This is a genomic window from Spirosoma oryzae (assembly GCF_003002825.1).
GTDB classification, from domain to species: Bacteria; Bacteroidota; Bacteroidia; order Cytophagales; family Spirosomataceae; genus Spirosoma; species Spirosoma oryzae.
On the sequence record NZ_PVTE01000001.1, the window covers coordinates 127,554 to 147,189 of the forward strand.

The window sequence follows — 19,636 nt, forward strand, 5'->3', positions numbered from 1 at the left end:
CTGTCAACGTAGTGCCGGACATTCTCAACCAACTCATGCTAAAAGTATTCATTGAACGCCCGGTGCTGGCCACGGTCATTTCGATCCTGCTGGTCATCCTGGGTGTCATATCGCTGGTGTCGCTGCCGGTGACGCAGTTCCCCGAGATTGCGCCCCCCAGCGTACAGGTGGCTGCATCGTACCCCGGTGCCAACGCCGAAGTAGTGTCCCGGTCGGTCGCTACGCCCCTGGAGGAAGCCATCAACGGGGTCGAAAATATGTCGTACATGACCTCGACCGCAGGCAACGATGGCTCGGTCGCCATCAACGTGTACTTCAAACTCGGTACCAACCCCGATCTGGCGGCTGTAAACGTGCAGAACCGGGTGGCCAAAGCCACCAGTTTGCTGCCCGCCGAAGTCATTCAGGCCGGTATCTCGACGCAGAAGCAGCAGAACAGCATGATTATGATTCTGCTGCTCAACAGTACCGACGATGCCTACGACGAAACCTTCCTGCAGAACTACGCCAAAATCAACCTGATCCCGGAATTACAGCGGGTCAACGGGGTAGGGCAGGTGATGGTCTTCGGCGTCAAGGACTACGCCATGCGGGTCTGGCTCAAACCCGATCGGCTGGTTGCGTACGGGCTGTCACCCCAGGAAGTACTGGGTGCCATTCGGGAGCAGAATCTGGAAGCGGCTCCTGGTAAGATCGGCGAAAGCAGTCAGGAATCGTTCGAGTACGTCATCAAGTACAAGGGCAAGCTGAGCCAGCCCGATCAGTACGAGAATATCGTTTTGAAAGCCAATGCCGACGGATCGACCATCCTGCTCAAGGACGTCGCCCGCGTCGAGTTCGGTTCGTTCACCTACAGTGGCGGTACGCGCGTCAACGGGCGACCCAGCGTCGGGATTGCGATCAACCAGATGGCCGGGTCTAACGCCAACGACATCCAGATTGCCGCGCTGGCAATCATGGACAAAGCCAAAGACGCGTTCCCCAAGGGCATCAACTACACCATCGGTTACAGCACCAAAACCTTCCTTGACGAGTCGATCGATCAGGTTATCCATACGCTCATCGAAGCCTTTATCCTGGTCTTCATCGTCGTCTTTCTGTTTTTGCAGGACTTCCGGTCGACGCTGATTCCGGCGATTGCCGTGCCGGTGGCGATCGTGGGTACGTTCTTTTTCATGAAGCTCTTCGGCTTTACGATCAACCTGCTGACGCTCTTTGCGCTGGTGCTGGCTATCGGTATCGTGGTCGATGATGCCATCGTAGTTGTCGAAGCGGTGCACGCCCGGATGTCGTCGGGAAAACAATCGGCGCGGGCGGCTACTATCCGCTCGATGCAGGAAATTTCGGGCGCGATCGTATCGATTACGCTGGTGATGGCGGCCGTATTCGTGCCGGTCGGGTTTATGAATGGCCCGGCGGGGGTATTCTACCAGCAATTTGCTTTTACGCTGGCTATCGCCATCCTGATTTCGGCGGTCAACGCCCTTACGCTCAGTCCGGCGCTGTGCGCGCTGCTGTTGAAAGATACGCATGAGCACGAGCACGATGCGCCGAAAAAAGGCTTTGTCAATCGGTTCTTTGCGGCTTTCAACATAGGCTTTACGTCGCTGACCAACCGGTACGTCGGCGGGTTGCGGTACCTGGTGCGTCACAAAGGGGTGGCTTTGAGCGGACTGGCGCTGGTGACGGCCGTCACGGTCTGGCTGATGCGTACAACCCCGACCGGCTTCATCCCGTCGGAGGATCAGGGCTTCCTGGCGTACTCGCTGAAATTGCCGGCCGGCGCGTCGATGCAGCGGACCGAGAAAGTGACGAGTAAAATCGACGGGATTCTGAAGAAGATACCGGCAATCGATCAGCACATCGAAATCAGCGGGCTGAACATGCTGGCCAATTCGCAAAGCCCGTCGTATGCCGCCGGCTTCGTCAACCTCAAACCGTATGCGGAGCGGGGGGCGGTGAAAAACTTGCAGCAGGTGGTCGATTCCGTAGCCAAACAGGTAGCGGGTATCGAAGAAGGGCGGGTCGACGTGTTTACGATGCCGACCGTGCCCGGCTTCAGCAACGTCGATGGGTTTGAACTGCTCCTTCAGGACCGCACCGGTGGCAAGCTCGACAAGCTGGGGGCCACCGCCAACGCCTTTATCGAAGAACTGGGCAAACGACCCGAAATCGCGGCTGCGTTTACGACGTTCGACACCGGAACGCCCCAGTTCGAACTCGACATCGACGTCAAGAAAGCCAAGCAACTGGGCGTGTCGACGAGCGATATTCTGCAAACCATGCAGGTCTATTATGGCAGTTCGTTTGCGTCGGACTTCAACCGCTTCGGCAAATTCTACCGCGTGATCGCGCAGGCTGACGCTCCTTATCGGGCCGACCCGGCAACGCTGAACAGCATCTACGTCAAGAATCAGGCGGGGCAGATGGTGCCGATGACCACGTTCGTTACGCTCAAACGGGTGTACGGGCCGGAGTCGGTAACGCGCAACAACCTGTTCACGTCGGTCGCTATCAACGGGCAGGCCAAACCCGGCTACAGCACGGGCGATGCCATCCGGGCGGTAGAGGAAGTGGCGAAGCAGAAGCTGCCCGTGGGCTACACCTACGAATGGACGGGTATGACGCGCGAAGAAATTGCCGCCGGTAGTCAGACGAGCCTGATCTTTATCCTGAGCCTAGTATTCGTGTACTTCCTGCTCGCAGCTCAGTACGAAAGCTACATCCTGCCCTGGGCGGTGCTGCTCTCTATCCCGACCGGTATTCTGGGCGTGTTCCTCGCCATCAACCTGGCCGGTATCGACAACAACATCTACGTACAGGTGGGGCTGATTATGCTGATCGGGCTGCTGGCCAAAAACGCCATTCTGATCGTGGAATTTGCCGTGCAGCGTCGGCAGTCGGGCATGGGGCTGGTCGCGTCGGCGCTCGATGCGGCCAAACTGCGCCTGCGCCCGATTCTGATGACTTCGTTTGCCTTCATCGTCGGGCTGATTCCGCTGATGAGCGCGACAGGTGCGTCGGCCAAGGGGAACCACTCGATCAGCATCGGTACGGCGGGCGGGATGCTAACGGGCGTATTGTTCGGTCTGTTCATCATCCCGGTACTGTTCGTCATTTTTCAGGGGCTTCAGGAAAAAGTCCGTCGCCCCAAACCCGCCGACGAGGAGCCGGTGCTGGGCAAAGACGCCTACGCTGACCTGCCCCGCAATTAACCGTTTTTCCTGTCATCCCGACAACAGGAGGGATCTTCGCAGTAGGGAGAAACTATCCCGCTACCGAAGATCCCTCCTACGTCGGGATGACAGAAAAAGCTGAATAACTACTCACGTAACCAAGAATACTCATGTTGCGAACGCCTGTTTTATCGGCTCGCCTATCCATAGGTTTTTTAGTGATTACCCTACTCACGGCGGGTTGTAAGGTGGGGCAGAATTACCGGCGCCCAGCCATGCCGGCACCGGCGCAATACGGGCAGCGCCCATCCGTCGATACGAGCAGCGTGGCGCAACTGCCCTGGCGGCAGTTCTTTCGGGATGCTGAATTGCAGGCCCTGATCGAGACTGCGCTGACCCATAACTTCGACCTGCGGCTGGCGATCAAGCGCATCGAGGAAAACCAGGCCTATGTCCGGCAGACGCGCTATGCCTTGTTGCCGACGCTCAACGGGCAACTGGCGGCCTCGACGGTGACGCCCTCGCGGAACAGCCTGAACGGGCTGAGTCTGGAAAACTTCATCGGTACGCGCCACCTGGAAGACTATTCGGCAAACCTGAATCTGTCGTGGGAAATCGACGTCTGGGGGCGCATCCGGCGGCAGAACGAAGCGACTATTGCTCAGTTTCTGCAAAGTGAAGAAGCAGCCAGAGCGGTGCGGACCAACCTGGTGTCGAACGTGGCGGCTGGCTATTTCAACGTACTGCAACTCGACGCCCAGCTCGACGTCGCCCGGCGGAATCTGGCGTTGGGTGATACCATTGTGCGGCTGGTCCGGTTTCAGAAACAATCGGGCGACGTAACTGAACTGGCCGTTCAGCAGGCCGAAGCCCAACGACAGGCCGCCGACCTGCTGCGGTCGCAGATCGAACAGGCGCTGGTAATTGAACAGAACGGCCTGCGTCGGCTGCTGGGTGACTGGCCGGGCACCATCACACGCGGTAACCGCCTGACGACGTATCCCGTCGCCGATACGCTGCTGACCGGTGTGCCGACCCAGTTGCTGGCGAATCGACCTGACGTCCGGGCCAGCGAACTGGGGCTGGTAGCGGCTAATGCCCGTACCAGTGTCGCGCAGGCCAGTCTGTACCCCGCGCTGACCATCACGGGGACGGGTGGACTGAACGCATTCCGGGCGGCCAACTGGTTTATGATTCCCAATTCGCTGTTTTATAACCTGGCGGCCGGACTGGTACAACCCATCTTCCAGCGTCGGCAGCTCCGTACGCAGCTGGAGGTGACTACCATTCAGCAGGAAGCCGCGCTGATTCAGTTTCAGCAGACGCTGAATACGGCCGTTAGTGAAGTGGCCAACGCCCTGACCCGCAACGAGAACCTGCGCGATCAGGAGCGTATCGCGACCAGTCGCGCCCGCACGTTGCAGGGAGCCGTCAACAATGCCAAGCTGCTGTTTAAAAGCGGCATGGCGACGTATCTGGAGGTTATTACGGCGCAGGGAAACGCCTTGCAGGCCGAACTGGCCCTGGCCGATGTAAAGCGGCAGCGGCTCGGCGCCATGATCGAAACCTACCGCTCACTGGGCGGTGGCTGGCGGTAGAGTAGTTGTGTAGAACAAGGTTAGTATATGCTATCAGCAGAGCCGGCGGTTTGTCATCCCGAGCCTGCGAGGGATCTTCGCGAACAGGCGGCTTTAGTTGCGATTAGCGAAGATCCCTCGCAGGCTCGGGATGACAAACGAAGCCATTTCATGTATTCTCAACTAGCCATTCAGGTCGGGCCGGGCCACTGTGGCCCGGCGGGTGCTCCAGAACCGGTACCACTGATACCACAGAACGCCTGAAATCGCCAGCATGGCAACGATCCGGCTGGCTCGACCGAAGCCGGGTATATCGATGAACGTACTGGCTTTACCGGTAAACCCGCAACCGAGATGAGCGACCTACGCAAAGAAGACATTAAGCAGGAAGTATTCGACCTCTACGACGACTACGCCCACAGCCGGATCGACCGGCGGGATTTCGTACAGCGGCTGTCAGCCTATGCCGTCGGCGGGCTGACGGTCACCTCATTGATGAGTTTCCTGATGCCGAATTATCAGGACAATATTCAGGTTCGGGCCGACGATCCGCGCCTGAAAACGGAGTCGGTCAATTATGCGTCGCCCAAGGGGGGCGGGACCATCAAAGGACAATTGTCGATGCCAGCCGATACCAAAAAGAAACTGGGCGGGATTGTCGTCGTGCACGAGAACCGGGGACTGAACCCCTACATCGCCGACGTCGGTCGCCGGGCGGCATTGGCCGGTTTTGTCTCGATTGCGCCCGACGCGCTGTCGCCCCTGGGTGGCTATCCCGGTAACGACGAGCAGGGGCGGGAAATGCAGAGTAAGCGCAACCGCAACGAGATGCTGGAAGATTTCATTGCCGCCTATGACTACCTGAAAAGTCACCCGGCCTGCACGGGTAAGATCGGCGTGGTCGGCTTCTGCTTCGGCGGCTGGATTTCCAACATGATGGCTGTACGTATTCCCGGTCTGTCGGCTGCGGTACCGTTCTACGGCACACAACCAACCGCCGACGAGGTGCCCAGCATCAAAGCCCCCCTGTTACTGCACTATGCCGCGCTGGACACGCGCGTCAACGAAGGATGGCCCGCCTACGAAGCTGCGCTCAAAGCCAACAACAAGGAGTACCACGAGTACATGTACGCCAACGCCAACCACGGCTTCCACAACGACACGACTCCGCGCTATGACAAGGCCGCTGCCGAACTCGCCTGGAAACGAACCATCGACTTTTTCAACGAGAAACTGGTCTAGACCTGACCGGTTTTTAAAACCGGTCAGGTCTGTCAAACGAACGCCCGCTATGGTCAGTAGCGGGCGTTTACTTTAAATCAGCGAGGGAGTCGGGCCAGCGGTTGAAAGTGAACCTGCTGCTTCCGGACAAACCGAACGAGTAGAATCAGCACCGGTACTTCGATGAGCGGGCCGATGACAGCTGCGAAGGCAGCACCGGAGTCTATACCGAATACCGCAATGGCCACGGCAATGCCTAACTCGAAGTTGTTACCCGCTGCGGTAAACGCCAGCGACGTCGCTTTACCGTAGTCGGCCCCGGCCCGCTTCGAGAGATAGAAGGCCGAGAAGAACATCAGCGCGAAGTAAATCGACAGCGGAATGGCAATACGCAGTACGTCCAGCGGGATCGATACGATAAGCTGCCCTTTCAGGCTGAACATCAGACAGATCGTAAACAGTAACGCAAGCAGCGTGAGTGGGCTGATCGCCGGTAGAAATGTTTGCTCGTACCACTGCTGACCATACAGGCGGGTCAGCACCAGCCGCGATAGCAGGCCCATCAGAAACGGAATGCCCAGGTAGACGAACACACTACTGGCTACCTGACCGACCGTAATCTGTACGTCGTAGCCCTGTAGACCAAACAGGGGCGGCAACACCGTAACGAAGAGCCAGGCATAGACGGAATAAAACAGCACCTGAAAAATACTGTTGAACGCCACCAGACCAGCGGTATACAATCGGTCGCCACCCGCCAGATCGCTCCAGACAATGACCATCGCGATACAGCGGGCAATACCGATCATAATCAGGCCGGTCATGTAATCGGGCTTGTCGGGCAGAAACAAAACGGCAAGGCCGAACATCAGCAGCGGGCCGATCACCCAGTTTTGGGCCAGTGACAGCGCCAGTATTTTCGTGTTGGCGAACACCTTGGGCAACTCCTCATAGCGGACCTTGGCCAGCGGAGGATACATCATCAGGATCAACCCGAGCGCCAGCGGTACATTGACGGTCAGCCGCGCTGTCGTGCCGGATGAAAAGCTATTGATAAACGCCTGCGATTGCGGAAAGAAATACCCGATACCGACCCCGACCAGCATGGCCAGAAAAATCCAAAGGGTCAGAAAACGGTCGAGAAAAGAAAGACGGGATGCACTCATAGGGGTTGCGGAGCGATTCGTTTCATCACAACGGCCGATGCCGGGCACAGACCGCTGAACTGTCGGGTTTGCCGGATAGCGTCCGGCACGTCGTCCCGATGAACGGGCGTAAAGGCATGGCGGCTGAAATAACGTTCGGCCGTGGTGGTAATCAGGTAAATCGGCTGTATGTGTGCCGCATCGGCCGTGGCAAGTAAGCGTTCGATCAACTGAGCCGCCATACCCGTGTTCCGGTGCGCCGGATCGACGGCTACCGACCGTAGCAGGCCCACGGCTGCATGATGTTCCAGACCCGCCACACCCACCAGCTCATCACCGTCCCACGCAAGGATAAAGCCCGACAGATCTGTTGGCAGATCATCCGTGAGTAACCCTGTTTTCCGTAGTAGCGTGGTAACGGCTTCTCGCTCATCAGGTCGCGCGGTGTCAATGCGCAGGGCCATCGTTTTCGGGAAGCCGGGTGGCGATAAAGTCCTGCGCGAAGTACTTGATCTGGTCACGTACCTGCCGGAACGACGTGAGCGCGTCCACGCCGGGCTGGTGGCCCGGATCAGGGAAGCTGTGGTGAATCGTCGTGGCATTCGACGGGTAAATGGGGCACTGCTCGCGGGCATTGTCGCAGACCGTAATCACGTAATCGAATGGAATGTCCAGATACTCATCGGCATGGTTCGAGGTATGGTGGGCTATGTCGATGCCATCTTCAGCCATCACCTGAACGGCCAGCGGATTCACCCCGTGCGGAGCAACACCGGCACTGTATACCTCGGCCCGGTTGCCGGCGAAATGTTGCAAATAGCCCTGGGCCAGTTGCGAGCGGGCGGAATTACCCGTGCAGAGAACAAGAATACGGATCATCGTCGTCGTGGGCTGGTCGGTTTACGGAGCCATTGCCAGCCAGCTTATTTATTGGTTTATTGTAATATTGCGATTGGCTTGGGTAAAAAAGAACCACCTGCCTAGCAGCATCTGGTGGTTGCTACGTAGGTGTCGAACGCCGATCCGAAGACGTGGCGCGCTTCTTCCCACACGGTCTCGTTGATGCAGTAACAGACGCGGGGCGGATTGATCTCGCCCTGAATGATACCAATGCGTTTCAGTTCTTTCAAATGCTGCGACACGGTAGCCTGGGCCAGCGGGAGTTCATCGACCAGATCACCGCAGACGCAGGCTTTCTTCTGAGCCAGTAGTTGCAGGATAGCCACCCGCGCCGGATGAGCAAAGGCTTTGGCCAGATCAGCGATCCGGTTCTGTTCGTCCGTAAATATTTCGGTCTTCGTTACACCCATGCGGCAAAGATAAGTGGCTAGTTTGATTATCGTATTATTACGATATAAGTTTTAGACTGTTGGCACTATCTATTTTATCATCCGGTATCAACTGGTAATCAAGAATCGATTTGCTAGATGAAACTAAGCGAGGTAGCATTAGCTAAAGCCCAGGCCTGATAATCAAACTGATGCCATTCGTGGCTGCATCCGGCTTGACAGACAACCGCCCGGCGGTGCCGATCCGCTTGTCCGAAGATAAACAAAGCGAGTGCAAAGGACTTTGATGACTCGCTGTTTGGCAGGCGTTCTAGTTTGGTCACCGCGACGGCTAAACTGTGCTTGAGTAGGATGACTACCGGCGTCATGGTTGGTTTGATGGGGCCGTCGGTCGCTGCCTGTTGAATCATAGCGGGGCTGGGATGAGCCTGAATCAGCAGGGACAGCACATTACGGAGTGCCTGCTGCTGTTCGTCGATGTCGAGCGTGCTGAACCAGGCCTGACACTGCTCGACGCTGGTAACGCCATGCGCATAACTGTTGAAAAGCGTCTCCTGAAAAGTCATGTCTTCGTCTTGCTGATTTGTACTTCTGTTAACAAGTCATTCGGACTATCATTCTGACATCGATACGCCTATGCGGTTGATCAATGACGCCATTTTCTGAACAGCCGGAAGAATAAGAGGCCGACTGATAAGCTGATAAGCCCCCCAATCCAGAACCAGCTGAATCCTGAGGTCATCAAGCCTGTTTGAAAGCACATCAACGCACCCAAAACGAAGAAGGTACCGAAGAGAAGGGCAATTATTCTGGACATATATTTCCTGTAGATGGGTAAGAAATAGATTGTTAAGCTATTCGAGAAATTATACCGGTGATGATATCAGTTTATTAAAAGAATGTTTCTTGTGCAAGGATTCATCCCGTAGATGCAATTTGCTGATTGATAGATGACATTAACTAAAAACTGGTTACCCAGTCAGTTGATAGAAATAACCAGACTCGTAAGGTGATGAGCAGATAAAAGCCATAAATAAAATTCCTGTTATCGAGCGGTTTGGCTGATCTGTATACGAGTAAACCAAGCGCTAAACTTATTCCTGAGAAAGAATAAAAAAGCCAATGTCTATCAAATTCTGAAGGATCGCGTTCTCCCCAGTTACCATCTTCCATGGTGTACCATTTAGTCCAAAGTAAGGGGAAAGGTCTCTTCGCTCAATTTCGGCCGACCACTCTGTTTCAGAATACGTCGTATACAAGCGGTCTAGACTATTCACCTCATCTAAAATAAAGTACCCTGAATCACCTATGCCAATTATCCGGTCTTTGTAAAAGTACCACTTATCTAATTTGCCCACAGGCGCATTTATATAGTCACTTACTTCAGTACCATCACAAATACTGTTTCCATTTGGTGTCTTAAAATAACTCGATACGCCGTTCATAAACTGCCCATGAACTGTGTAGATACAGGCGAAAACCAAAAAGGGAATGAGTAATAATTCTTTTACCATTCTGACATATACAATTAGGTGAGAACATGTAGCTTCTTTTCTGCCTAGGTAGATCATGATAGGCCAAACAAGCCCATTTATAGGCGCTAAACGGACTACGAAGTACTAAACAGTAAGCTGAAGGTGCTGCCCTTTCCTACGGTGGACTGTAGTTGAATGCTGCCCCGGTGTAGCTGCATGATCTGCCGCGACAGGCTAAGACCAATGCCGCTGCCGTGCGGCTTTGTCGTAAAAAAAGGGACGAAAATCTCGTCGATCAGCTCGTCGGGAATACCCGGTCCGTTGTCGGCAATGGACACCAGTGGGCGATGCTCGTCGTTGGGCAATGCCGTGATGGCCAGGGTTGGGGCTGCCTGATCGCGTAGCGCATCCAGCGCGTTGGTCAGCAGGTTGATGAGTACCTGCTCGATCAATACCGGGTCCGCCAGTACGACCATGTCCATGTCCGGTACGATGACGTCGGGGTCGATGTCGCGTTGCGCAAGAGTCGGCTCAAACAGCGTCAGTACGGATTCGATCAGGTCGATGACGCGCACCGGCTGAAGCGATGCCGTCGAAAATTTGCTCAGGTTCCGATACGTCTGCGAAAACTGAAGCAGTCCCTCGCTGCGAGTACGGATAACGCCGATGCCCGTCCGCAACTCGTCCACTGTGGCCGGCTCCGTGTGCAGCCGCTTGTGCAGGGTTTCTGCCAGCGACGCAATCGGCGCGATCGAGTTCATGATTTCGTGGTTGAGTACCCGCAGGATTTTCTGGTAGGCCAGGGCTTCGTTGGCTTCCAGCGCTTCGCTCATGGGCTGAAAGGCAACCAGCCGCCAGCGCCCGGTCTCATCCGTAAAGGCCGTGGCCGATAGTAGCACGGCCTGCGCGCCCACTTTAAACACCTTGCTTTCACCCGGTCGCAGCGCCAGCAACTGCGCGTGCAGGGCGGGATTGCGACGCCGGAAGCCTTCCAGCGTGTTGACGTACGGCACCTGAAGCAGCCGCTTCAGCGACTCGTTCATCCAGCCCACCGCCAGATCATCGTCGCGATACGACAGGATGCCCGTGTTCACCAGCGCCAGTACGTTCTGTAAATACAAATGCTGGGCCTCCTTCTCGCGGGTTAGTTCGCTGAACGTCTGGTTGATCTGGTTCAGCAACTGACGCGCCTGCCGCACGGAAGCCGGTGCATGAACGGTGCTCAGATTACTCGAAAAATCCTGATAGCGGAGCGCGTCCAGAAAGTCGGTCAACTCCCGGTTCTGCCGGTTCAGGTAGCGCATCAGTTCCCAGATCTGCCCAACCGCTACCAGGAGTATCGGTAGCCAGTAAACGGGTTGCCGGGTTACCAGCGCGTAGGCCAGTCCGGTCAGCGTAAGCAGCAGCAAACCCGCGCGCAGGGGAAGGGCCAGGTCAGTCCTGTTCATTTTACAAATCGTATTTGCCCAGCCGTCGGTACAGTGCCATCCGGGTGATACCCAGTTCTTTGGCGGCTTTCGTGATGTTGCCGTGATGTTTGTCGACGACCTTCTGAATGATGCCTTTTTCCAGTTCCGCCAGTTGGGTCGTTTCGAGCCCGGCAGGCAAGGTCGTTTCGACGGACGAGAACACCAGATCCTCGGCGGTCAGCGCACTCGATTCACTGAGAATGACGGCCCGTTCCATCGTATGCTGAAGCTCCCGGACGTTACCCGGAAACCGGTAGTTCAGCAGCCGCGCCAGCGCCCGGCCTTCCAGCCGGGGGACCGGCTTTCCGTATTTGGTCGCGTATTGCGCCAGAAAATGCTCCGCCAGCAGCCGGATGTCGTCTCCGCGTTCGCGCAGCGGTGGCAGCGTCAGTTCGATGGTGTTCAGGCGGTACACCAGGTCTTTCCGAAACCGGTCGGTCTGTACGAGTTGGTGAAGCGATGCATTGGTCGCCGACACCACCCGCACGTCGACCGGAACCGGCGTGTGACTACCCAGCCGCGTGACCTGCCGCTGTTGCAGGGCCGTCAGTAGCTTTGTCTGCCCGGCCAGTGACAGATTGCCGACTTCATCCAGAAAAAGCGTGCCGTCTGCTGCCGCTTCAAACCGCCCCACCCGATCCTGCCGGGCGTCGGTGAACGCGCCTTTCACGTAGCCGAACAGTTCGGATTCCAGCAGATTCTCGCTCAGCGCCCCCAGATCAACGGCGACGAACGGTTGGCTGGCCCGCATCGACTGCGCATGAATCAGCCGGGCAACGACATCCTTTCCCGTACCGTTCTCGCCCAGAATCAGCACGTTGGCATCGGTTGGCGCGATCTTTTCGATGGTACGACGGAGCGTCTGCATCGCCGTCGACTCGCCGAGCAGGGGCAGGGGCGTCGGCTTTGTCGACTGATTGATCGGCTTGTCGGTGGCCTGGCGTCGGGAAAGGGCTTCGGCCAGTGACGTCAGTAGTTTATCGTTGCGCCAGGGTTTGACAAGGAAATCGGCGGCTCCGTCTTTCAGCCCCCGGATCGCCAGGTCGATATCGGCATAGGCCGTGATGAGCAGTACGGCCGAGGTCGGGGCCAGCTTGCGCAGCTGCTGAAGCCAGTACAATCCTTCGTTGCCGGTGTTGACCGCCCGGTGGTAATTCATGTCGAGCAGGATCAGGTCGAAGGTTTCCTGCCGGAGCAGCGCCGGTAACCGTTCGGGGTTTTTCTCGGTATGAACAAGACGAACTTCAGGACGCAGCAGCATGGCCATCGACGTCAGCACGTCCGCATCATCATCCACCACCAGCACCGACGCCTTTTTGAGTAACTGTACAGCCATAGGAAAGCACATAGCCCGACGTGCAGGCCAAACCGACCGGTTGGCGCTTGAGCGTCGAGCGAAAGCGTCTATATTTGACTGGAAAGATACAACATCCCGCGACGTTGCCCGACCTACCGTGATCGAACTCCGCCACATTCAGAAAACGTATCCGTCGGCTGCGCGCGCAACGACGGTGTTGGCGAATCTGTCGCTGACGGTGCAGGCGGGGGAGTTCGTGACGATTATGGGGCCGTCGGGCTGCGGCAAATCGACCTTGCTGAATCTGCTGGGGTTGCTCGATGATGTCGATGGCGGGCAATACCTGTTCAACCAGACCGACGTAACGCGCCTGACTGAGCGGCAGAAAGACCAGTTTCGGCACCGGCACGTCGGCATCATCTTCCAGCGCTTCAACCTGATCGACGAATTGAGCATATACGAAAACGTGGAGCTACCGTTGCTGTATGCGGGGGTAGCCAGCCAGGAGCGGAGCCGGCGCGTGACTGACCTGCTCGATCAACTGCGCCTGATGCACCGCCGACACCACCGGCCCGCTCAACTGTCGGGTGGGCAGCAACAGCGTACCGCTATCGCCAGAGCGTTGGCCGTCGGGCCGTCGTTGCTGCTGGCCGATGAGCCGACGGGTAATCTCGACTCGGCCAACCGGGAGGCTGTGATGCGGCTGCTGACGGACATCAATGAAGCCGGTACGACGATTATCATGGTCACCCACTCCGAACTGGATGCGCTGTATGCCCACCGGATCGTGCGGATGCGTGACGGACAACTGACGGACTAATGCGCACGACTGGTTTTCGCTACGCGCTTGGCATGCTCCGCCGGCATTTGGTTTACGAAGTTTTCCGTTGACTGGGTTGGCTGGTTTTTATGTGGAGAGAGCAGCCTGCCGACAAAAAGCCGATGCTGTACGGATAAACTACTGGTAGCAAAACGACCTGTACGAAGGGACTTCGATCCGGTATTTTTCTGGAAGTCCAAAGCCTTTGTTCACCCCCACATCAGCAGGGCGATACGTTTCTAAAAGAACATGGTTAGTCCGCCTTTGTGAGTAGGTGGTTTTATGACAGGCTTTTGTTGTTCAGAGAGCTGGCTAATCTCATCCTTAAGAAATTTGAGTAGCTGTCCATGCATAAATTCAGTGATGGGCTGGGTCGATTCATCGCGCCGAGACTGTTCAAGCGCGTTGATGTAATTCGTTCGATCCTGCGCGTACACCAGGCTTAGCGGTAGTTTGTGGTAATGCTGTATGTAATTCATCAACAGCCGTGACGTACGACCGTTACCGTCGCCGAAGGGGTGAATGCTCAGGAGCTGGTAATGAGCCTGAAATGAAAAGTCATAGACCTGTCGGATCGTTTTCAGATCAGGTAGGGCAGTATTGATTTCCTTCAGCAACAGATCGACAGCGGCTGTCACTTTTCGGGCATCCATAAACATGCGACTTCCGGCCATTGCGCTTACCGAACGAAACTCCCCTTTGCTCGAATCGAAACTACCCAGCAGCGTATGGGGGGGGCCGCCTGTCTGGCGCATTACCCCGGCCGCCATCTCTTGTAATCGGGTCCGGTTGAGCGGTTCGCGGGCAGCGGCCCAGGCCAGTACCTGCGCCTGAATGTGCTGGTGATCGAGCACCATCAGATGGTCGGCCAGCGGCTTTCCGCCTGCTGTTAGCCCTTTATCGATCAGTGTCTGGGTTTCAGCCAGCGTTAGTGTACTACCTTCGATAACCGTCGAATGGTGGGTATGGACGACCTGGTTGTATAGTTCGAAATTGATGACTCCATCAGTAAGTTCGCGATACTGGTTAATTAATTGGGGCAATGTAGGAGCTGAATCGGATGCCATCATTGTATGAATTTGCAGCTACACAAAGTTAGTCTGAAATATGTATCGTCTTACGGCATAGTATTGGTCAGCGATCGGCCAGCGAACCACATAAACTGATGGAATGATACGCACGACTGGTTTTCGCTACGCGCTTGGCACGCTCCGCCGGCATCCGGCCTACGTCGCCCTGAATACGGTGAGCCTGGCGCTGGCCATCGGCTGTTGCCTGCTGCTGTTCTGGTATATCCGGTTTCATCTGAGCGTCGACCGCTACCATCGGCAGGCTGACCGGGTGGTACGGCTGGTAACTGAACTGCATATGAGTGGTTTGTCCTATTCGTCGGGGATTCCGACGCCCGTCGGCCCGGCCCTGCGTCAGGATATGCCCTGGCTGACGGCGGTGGCCATGGTGGTCGGGCAGGAGTACCGACTGATTCAGGTAGAAAGCCGTGCCGGGCAACTCCATGCCGGGCAACTCCGTGCCGGGCAACTCACCAACAAGTTCACCGAAGCCCGGACGATGGCGTATGTCGAACCGGATTACTTTCGCATCCTGGACTACAGCTGGTTGGTCGGGTCGCCCGATTCGTCGTTGCGCCAGCCATTCGCTGCCGTCGTGACCAGGCGGCTGGCCCGGAAGTATTTCGGGACGGCCAACCCCATCGGTCGGCACCTGTGTATGAACAACCGGCTGGAACTGACCATTACCGGCCTGCTGGCTGACCTGCCGGACAATACCGATCAGCCGTACGAGTTATTCGTTTCTTACAAAACCCTGGATTTTTACGCCCATAACGGAACGGCGCTGGACCAGTGGGCTGGTATCAGTTCACCAACGCAGTGCTGGGTACTGCTGCCAACGGCTGAATCGGTGACCCGGCTGGCGCAGCAACTGGTTCCCTTCCACCGAAAGCGGCACCCGGCCAGTCTGGACACGTACCAGTACCGGGTACTGCCGTTGACCGCCCAGCACACGGCCCCCAACTACTACACCGGTATTCCGGGCGACGTGCTGCTCGTTCTGGCGGTCATCGGGGGGCTTCTCCTGCTGACGGCCTGTGTCAACTTCATCAACATGGCTACCGCGCAGGCCCTGCGCCGGGGCCGTGAGATTGGCGTTCGGCGCGTGATCGGCGCTACGCGTCGACGCGTGTTCTGGCAGTTTCTGATCGAGACGGTATTGATTACCAGCCTGGCAGCAGGCCTGGCGATTGTGCTGGCCTATTCGTTTCTGCCCGTCCTGCGGCAGTGGACGCAGACGCCGGTACCGTTCCGGCTCGACCTGATCGACTGGGGGTTTCTGCTGGGACTGGTCGTATTGGTTACCTGGCTGGCGGGCACGTATCCGGGCCTGGTGCTGGCAGGATTCAAGCCGGTGCTGGTGCTGAACGGGCAGGCTACACAGCAGCAGATTCAGGGATTGCCGCTGCGTCGACTGCTGATAATTGGGCAACTGGCGATCAACATGGCGTTTGTCACGGCGGTACTGGTAATGAACAGGCAGTTGTCGTTCTGGCTTCAGGCCGACTCCGGTTTCTATATCGACCAGCGTGTTACACTGCCAGTATACCAGAATGGAAATCAGAACCTCGCCCGATTCCGGCAGGAATTGCTGCAAATCGACGGGGTGGAAGCTGTCAGTTATAGCAGCAAGCCCCCTATTGGTGGTACGATCAATACATATCCCATTCGATTTGCGGATCGCCCGACGGTGGAACCCTACCAGATGGTGACGATGGTGGCTGATTCGGCTTACGTCCCTTTCTTTGGCATCAAACTACTAGCTGGTCGACAGTTGCCGGACTGCGATACGGTTAGTGGCTTTTTGCTCAACGCAACGGCCGTTCGGATGCTCGGGTTCTCATCGCCGGAGCAGGTGATCGGTAAGCTGTTGACGATTCCGTACAGAGACACGCTGACCAGGCCGATTGTTGGGGTGGTCGGCGACTGGTGGCAGGAGGGGTTTAAAAAGCCAGTTCTACCGACTGTGCTCTCCACCAATCAGAACAGCTTTAGCAATTGCCACCTGCGGCTGGCAACCGGTCGAAAAGCCGCTATCATGGCCCGCGTGCAGGCCGTTTGGGAACGCTATTTTCCGGATAACATCTACGGCGAAGTACACCTGGACGAGGTCATGACCAATTTTTACGCGGAAGAAGCCGAACAGCTCCGGTTCGTGCAACTGGCTGCAGGCGTGGCCATCGCGATCGGCACGGTTGGCTTGCTGGGTCTGGTTATTTTCCTGACCAGCCGCCGGACGCGGGAGATTGCCATTCGGAAAGCGGTGGGTGCGTCGGAAGGCGCTATCGTATGGCTTTTTCTGCGGGAGTTTGCTTACCTGCTTGTCGTTGCCTTCGGGCTGGCCACGCCCTTGGTCTGGTGGTTGATGAATCAGTGGCTAAGCCGGTACGAAACCCACATTGCCTTCACGCCCGACCTGCTGGGGATGGGACTGTTGCTGGTGACGGTAACGACGCTCCTGACCGTACTGGTACACACGCTACGGGCAGCCCGAACCAATCCGGCCCGTGCGCTGCGCACCGATTGAGCCTGTTCGTATCCGAACGATAAGTGCTCGTTTTCGAACAGTTTTAAATTGCGCGTTCAGGGAAAGGGCTTGTAAATGAATCATTTGCCTTCTTGGTATGCGGCTTGATCTATCTGTGTCGTGCGCTACAATGCACAACCCAGACTATGAAAACACGATCGGTTGCCGCACTCTTCTGGTTGATCGCCCTGCGCTGCATGGGGCAGACGGGTAGACTGACGGGGGTTATCCTGAACGAACGCCAGCAACCCGTTGAATACGCAACCGTCGCGCTGCTGCAACTGGTGGATTCGTCGTTCGTGAAAGGCGGCATTGCCGACTCCACCGGTCGCTTCGTACTCCCGAATCTGCCCGCCGGTACCTATCGGCTGCGGGTAACGGCGCTTGGCTTCCAGCCCTTTCTAAAGCAGCCGATTGGTATTGGCACCACCGAAGTGCTCGTCGACGCCGGGCGGATACAGCTTAGTGCCGATAGCCAGAACCTGAACGAAGTGACCGTAAAAGGGGAGCGGCCCGTGATCGAACGGTCGATGGGGAAGCTGACGCTCAACGTAACCAACTCGTTTTTCAAAACCGCGACCAACGCGCTCGACGTACTCCGGCGCGCACCGGGGCTGCTCGTTAGCCAGGATGGCAGCCTATCCGTCAAGGGACAATACGCGCCGGTCGTTTACATCGAAGGAAAGCAGTTGCCGCTGACGGCCGAAGAACTGCGGGGCCTGGCGGCATCGGATATCGACCAGATCGAGGTAATCAACAATGCATCGGCGCAGTTCGACGGCGAAACGCGGGCGGTCATCAACATCAAACTCAAACGCGACAAAACGCTGGGCTGGAAAGGAAGTCTGTACAGCGGCTTCCTGCAAAACCAACGCTACAGCGGGGGAGAGCTGGGCGGCAGTGCCACCTACAAAACCCGGCAGTGGTCGTACTACGGCCGACTGGGCTACACCGTCACCAACGACTACCTGTCGGGGCTGGGCCACCGGGTGGTGCGAAGCGATACCACACGGACGGAATTTACGACGGATTCGTGGTTCAAGCGCACGGCCATGCCGCTGACCTACCAGTTCTCCGCCGACTTTACGCCTAAACCGGCTCACCAGTTCGGGCTGCTGGTCAAAGGCAACCGCACTACCAACATCGACCGGATGACCAACCTGAATCAGCAGCAGGACTACACTGGTAACGCGATCAACACGCAGTTGCTGCAAACGCTCAACGTAACCCAGGGGCACAATCAGAGCGTGGCGCTCGATCTGAATTACAAAGGTACCCTCAACGCCAGGGGTGACCAACTGTCGGCCTTTCTGGACTATGCTGCCTACAACACGCAGAAAAGTCAGGACTTCCGGAACGACTACCGGACGCCGGAAGGGACTGTCCTGCGGTCGCCGATGGTCATGACGGGACAGTTTCCCAGTACGATTCACATTCGCTCGTTTCGCACGGATTACAGCCATTCGCTCGGCAAGGCAGGTAAGCTGGAAGCGGGTACCAAACTGACCTGGACGACGACCGACAGCGACCTGCGCTACGATACGCTGGCGGCTACCGGCTTCGTCTTCGACCCGTCGCGCAGCAACCGGTTTTTGTACGATGAAACGATACTGGCTGCCTACGGGCAGTGGAGCGGAACGATTGGAAAGTTCGACATCAACGCCGGTCTGCGCGTCGAAGATACCCGTTCGACAGGTAATTCGCTGACACTAGACAAGGTGATTAATCGGCGCTATTTCCGCTGGTTACCGAGCCTGAACGTGCAGTGGAAACTGGGCGAAACCGACGTGCTGTCAGCGGGTTTTACCCGCAAGATGCGTCGCCCGGCGTTCTGGGAGCTGAACCCGTTTACGCTGTACGTCGATCCGTACATGTATACCGAAGGCAATCCGTTTCTGCTGCCCGTTACCAACAACACCGCTGACCTGACCTACACCCACCGCGCCGTTACCGTCAGTCTGAACTACCGGCTGGACAAGGACGTGTTCGTGCAACTGCCGATTCAGGATGATCGGACCAAAATCGTTCGGTACACGCGGGTAAATCTCAACACCCAGCAGCGGGCCTGGTTTGATGTCGCCGTTACCCACGCCCTGACGCCCTGGTGGAAAACGCAGCATTACGCGCAGGTGCAGTACGCCCAGACGAACTCGGCTTACCCGACCGGTGGCCTGATCGATTCGCAGGCGTGGAGTTGCTACCTGGATGGTCGGCACACGTTTACCATGGGGAAAGGCTATACCATCGACCTGAGCTATTATTACAGTTCGCCCACTGTCGATTACATCTACACTGTGGCTTCCAGCGGTAGCCTGTCGCTGGGGTTGCAGAAGCGCGTGCTGGGCGGAGCGGGTAACCTGCAACTCAACGCCAGCGACCTGTTGAACTCGTACCGGGAGTTGTTCTACGGTCAGTTCCAGAACCTGGACGTGTGGACGCTACAGAAGCGCAACAGCCGTCAGCTAACGATTCGCTTTACTTACGCCTTTGGTCGCTCGACCTTTACGCGTACCAACCGCAGTTCAGGAAGTGCCGACGAAGAAAACCGTGCCCGTTAACGACTACTAAAT

The 19,636-nt window shown here is 56.8% G+C and carries 15 protein-coding genes; 6 read left to right on the top strand and 9 right to left on the bottom strand.

Features of this window, described 5'->3' with window-relative positions; genetic code table 11:
* Positions 1–35 precede the first annotated feature (35 nt).
* The 3 genes from CLV58_RS00490 (at position 36) to CLV58_RS00500 (ending at position 5,995) form a co-directional block, all read left to right on the top strand.
* A complete protein-coding gene (locus tag CLV58_RS00490) occupies positions 36–3,215 on the top strand; it encodes an efflux RND transporter permease subunit (protein WP_106135804.1) in 3,180 nt (1,059 codons plus the stop codon).
* A 179-nt stretch (positions 3,216–3,394) separates the two neighbouring features.
* Entirely contained in the window at positions 3,395–4,774 is a 1,380-nt protein-coding gene (locus CLV58_RS00495; protein WP_245882162.1) for an efflux transporter outer membrane subunit, read from the top strand.
* A gap of 333 nt (positions 4,775–5,107) precedes the next feature.
* Complete coding sequence (locus tag CLV58_RS00500) at positions 5,108–5,995, top strand: dienelactone hydrolase family protein (RefSeq protein ID WP_106135806.1); 888 nt, start codon at positions 5,108–5,110, stop codon at positions 5,993–5,995.
* A 77-nt stretch (positions 5,996–6,072) separates the two neighbouring features.
* Here the strand turns inward: CLV58_RS00500 and arsB are convergent, their stop codons facing one another.
* From arsB to CLV58_RS00540, 8 genes are all read right to left on the bottom strand, one after another.
* A complete protein-coding gene (gene arsB / locus CLV58_RS00505) occupies positions 6,073–7,140 on the bottom strand; it encodes an ACR3 family arsenite efflux transporter (protein ID WP_106135807.1) in 1,068 nt (355 codons plus the stop codon).
* On the bottom strand, positions 7,137–7,583 hold the full coding sequence (gene arsN2 / locus CLV58_RS00510) for an arsenic resistance N-acetyltransferase ArsN2 (protein ID WP_106135808.1): 447 nt from the start codon (positions 7,581–7,583) through the stop codon (positions 7,137–7,139). The genes arsB and arsN2 overlap by 4 nt, the downstream gene beginning before the upstream one ends.
* Complete coding sequence (locus tag CLV58_RS00515; RefSeq protein ID WP_106135809.1) at positions 7,567–7,998, bottom strand: arsenate reductase ArsC; 432 nt, start codon at positions 7,996–7,998, stop codon at positions 7,567–7,569. Before CLV58_RS00515 ends, arsN2 begins: the two co-directional genes overlap by 17 nt.
* A gap of 101 nt (positions 7,999–8,099) precedes the next feature.
* Positions 8,100–8,429, bottom strand: coding sequence for an ArsR/SmtB family transcription factor (locus CLV58_RS00520; protein ID WP_106135810.1), 330 nt, complete (start codon positions 8,427–8,429; stop codon positions 8,100–8,102).
* A 113-nt stretch (positions 8,430–8,542) separates the two neighbouring features.
* Positions 8,543–8,974: a DUF5958 family protein gene (locus CLV58_RS00525; protein WP_106135811.1), complete on the bottom strand. Its 432-nt coding sequence runs from the start codon at positions 8,972–8,974 to the stop codon at positions 8,543–8,545.
* A gap of 528 nt (positions 8,975–9,502) precedes the next feature.
* On the bottom strand, positions 9,503–9,922 hold the full coding sequence (locus tag CLV58_RS00530) for a hypothetical protein (protein WP_106135812.1): 420 nt from the start codon (positions 9,920–9,922) through the stop codon (positions 9,503–9,505).
* A gap of 95 nt (positions 9,923–10,017) precedes the next feature.
* Positions 10,018–11,331 (bottom strand): sensor histidine kinase, encoded by a 1,314-nt coding sequence (locus CLV58_RS00535; RefSeq protein WP_106135813.1) that lies wholly within the window; start codon positions 11,329–11,331, stop codon positions 10,018–10,020.
* Position 11,332: 1 nt separating this feature from the next.
* Complete coding sequence (locus CLV58_RS00540) at positions 11,333–12,688, bottom strand: sigma-54-dependent transcriptional regulator (RefSeq protein WP_106136108.1); 1,356 nt, start codon at positions 12,686–12,688, stop codon at positions 11,333–11,335.
* A gap of 118 nt (positions 12,689–12,806) precedes the next feature.
* Between CLV58_RS00540 and CLV58_RS00545 the strand changes: the two genes are divergently transcribed.
* Positions 12,807–13,469, top strand: coding sequence for an ABC transporter ATP-binding protein (locus CLV58_RS00545; protein WP_106136109.1), 663 nt, complete (start codon positions 12,807–12,809; stop codon positions 13,467–13,469).
* Positions 13,470–13,708: 239 nt separating this feature from the next.
* On the opposite strand, the gene CLV58_RS00550 is transcribed toward CLV58_RS00545, so the two are convergent.
* Positions 13,709–14,536 (bottom strand): Fic family protein, encoded by an 828-nt coding sequence (locus CLV58_RS00550; protein WP_170108616.1) that lies wholly within the window; start codon positions 14,534–14,536, stop codon positions 13,709–13,711.
* Between the two features lie 103 nt (positions 14,537–14,639).
* On the opposite strand from CLV58_RS00550, the gene CLV58_RS00555 reads away from it, so the two are divergent.
* On the top strand, positions 14,640–17,066 hold the full coding sequence (locus tag CLV58_RS00555; protein ID WP_106135815.1) for an FtsX-like permease family protein: 2,427 nt from the start codon (positions 14,640–14,642) through the stop codon (positions 17,064–17,066).
* 146 nt (positions 17,067–17,212) lie between these two features.
* The gene (locus CLV58_RS00560; RefSeq protein WP_106135816.1) at positions 17,213–19,624 is read left to right on the top strand and encodes a TonB-dependent receptor domain-containing protein; all 2,412 of its coding nucleotides are present in this window, start codon (positions 17,213–17,215) and stop codon (positions 19,622–19,624) included.
* Positions 19,625–19,636: the final 12 nt, after the last annotated feature.

Bases quoted from the DNA above. Each gene is read 5' to 3' on its own strand.
- CLV58_RS00490 (WP_106135804.1), top strand. From the start codon at position 36: ATGCTAAAAGTATTCATTGAACGCCCGGTGCTGGCCACGGTCATTTCG.
- CLV58_RS00500 (WP_106135806.1), top strand. From the start codon at position 5,108: ATGAGCGACCTACGCAAAGAAGACATTAAGCAGGAAGTATTCGACCTC.
- arsB (WP_106135807.1), bottom strand. From the start codon at position 7,140: ATGAGTGCATCCCGTCTTTCTTTTCTCGACCGTTTTCTGACCCTTTGG.
- arsN2 (WP_106135808.1), bottom strand. From the start codon at position 7,583: ATGGCCCTGCGCATTGACACCGCGCGACCTGATGAGCGAGAAGCCGTT.
- CLV58_RS00515 (WP_106135809.1), bottom strand. From the start codon at position 7,998: ATGATCCGTATTCTTGTTCTCTGCACGGGTAATTCCGCCCGCTCGCAA.
- CLV58_RS00520 (WP_106135810.1), bottom strand. From the start codon at position 8,429: ATGGGTGTAACGAAGACCGAAATATTTACGGACGAACAGAACCGGATC.
- CLV58_RS00525 (WP_106135811.1), bottom strand. From the start codon at position 8,974: ATGACTTTTCAGGAGACGCTTTTCAACAGTTATGCGCATGGCGTTACC.
- CLV58_RS00530 (WP_106135812.1), bottom strand. From the start codon at position 9,922: ATGGTAAAAGAATTATTACTCATTCCCTTTTTGGTTTTCGCCTGTATC.
- CLV58_RS00535 (WP_106135813.1), bottom strand. From the start codon at position 11,331: ATGAACAGGACTGACCTGGCCCTTCCCCTGCGCGCGGGTTTGCTGCTG.
- CLV58_RS00540 (WP_106136108.1), bottom strand. From the start codon at position 12,688: ATGGCTGTACAGTTACTCAAAAAGGCGTCGGTGCTGGTGGTGGATGAT.
- CLV58_RS00550 (WP_170108616.1), bottom strand. From the start codon at position 14,536: ATGGCATCCGATTCAGCTCCTACATTGCCCCAATTAATTAACCAGTAT.
- CLV58_RS00555 (WP_106135815.1), top strand. From the start codon at position 14,640: ATGATACGCACGACTGGTTTTCGCTACGCGCTTGGCACGCTCCGCCGG.
- CLV58_RS00560 (WP_106135816.1), top strand. From the start codon at position 17,213: ATGAAAACACGATCGGTTGCCGCACTCTTCTGGTTGATCGCCCTGCGC.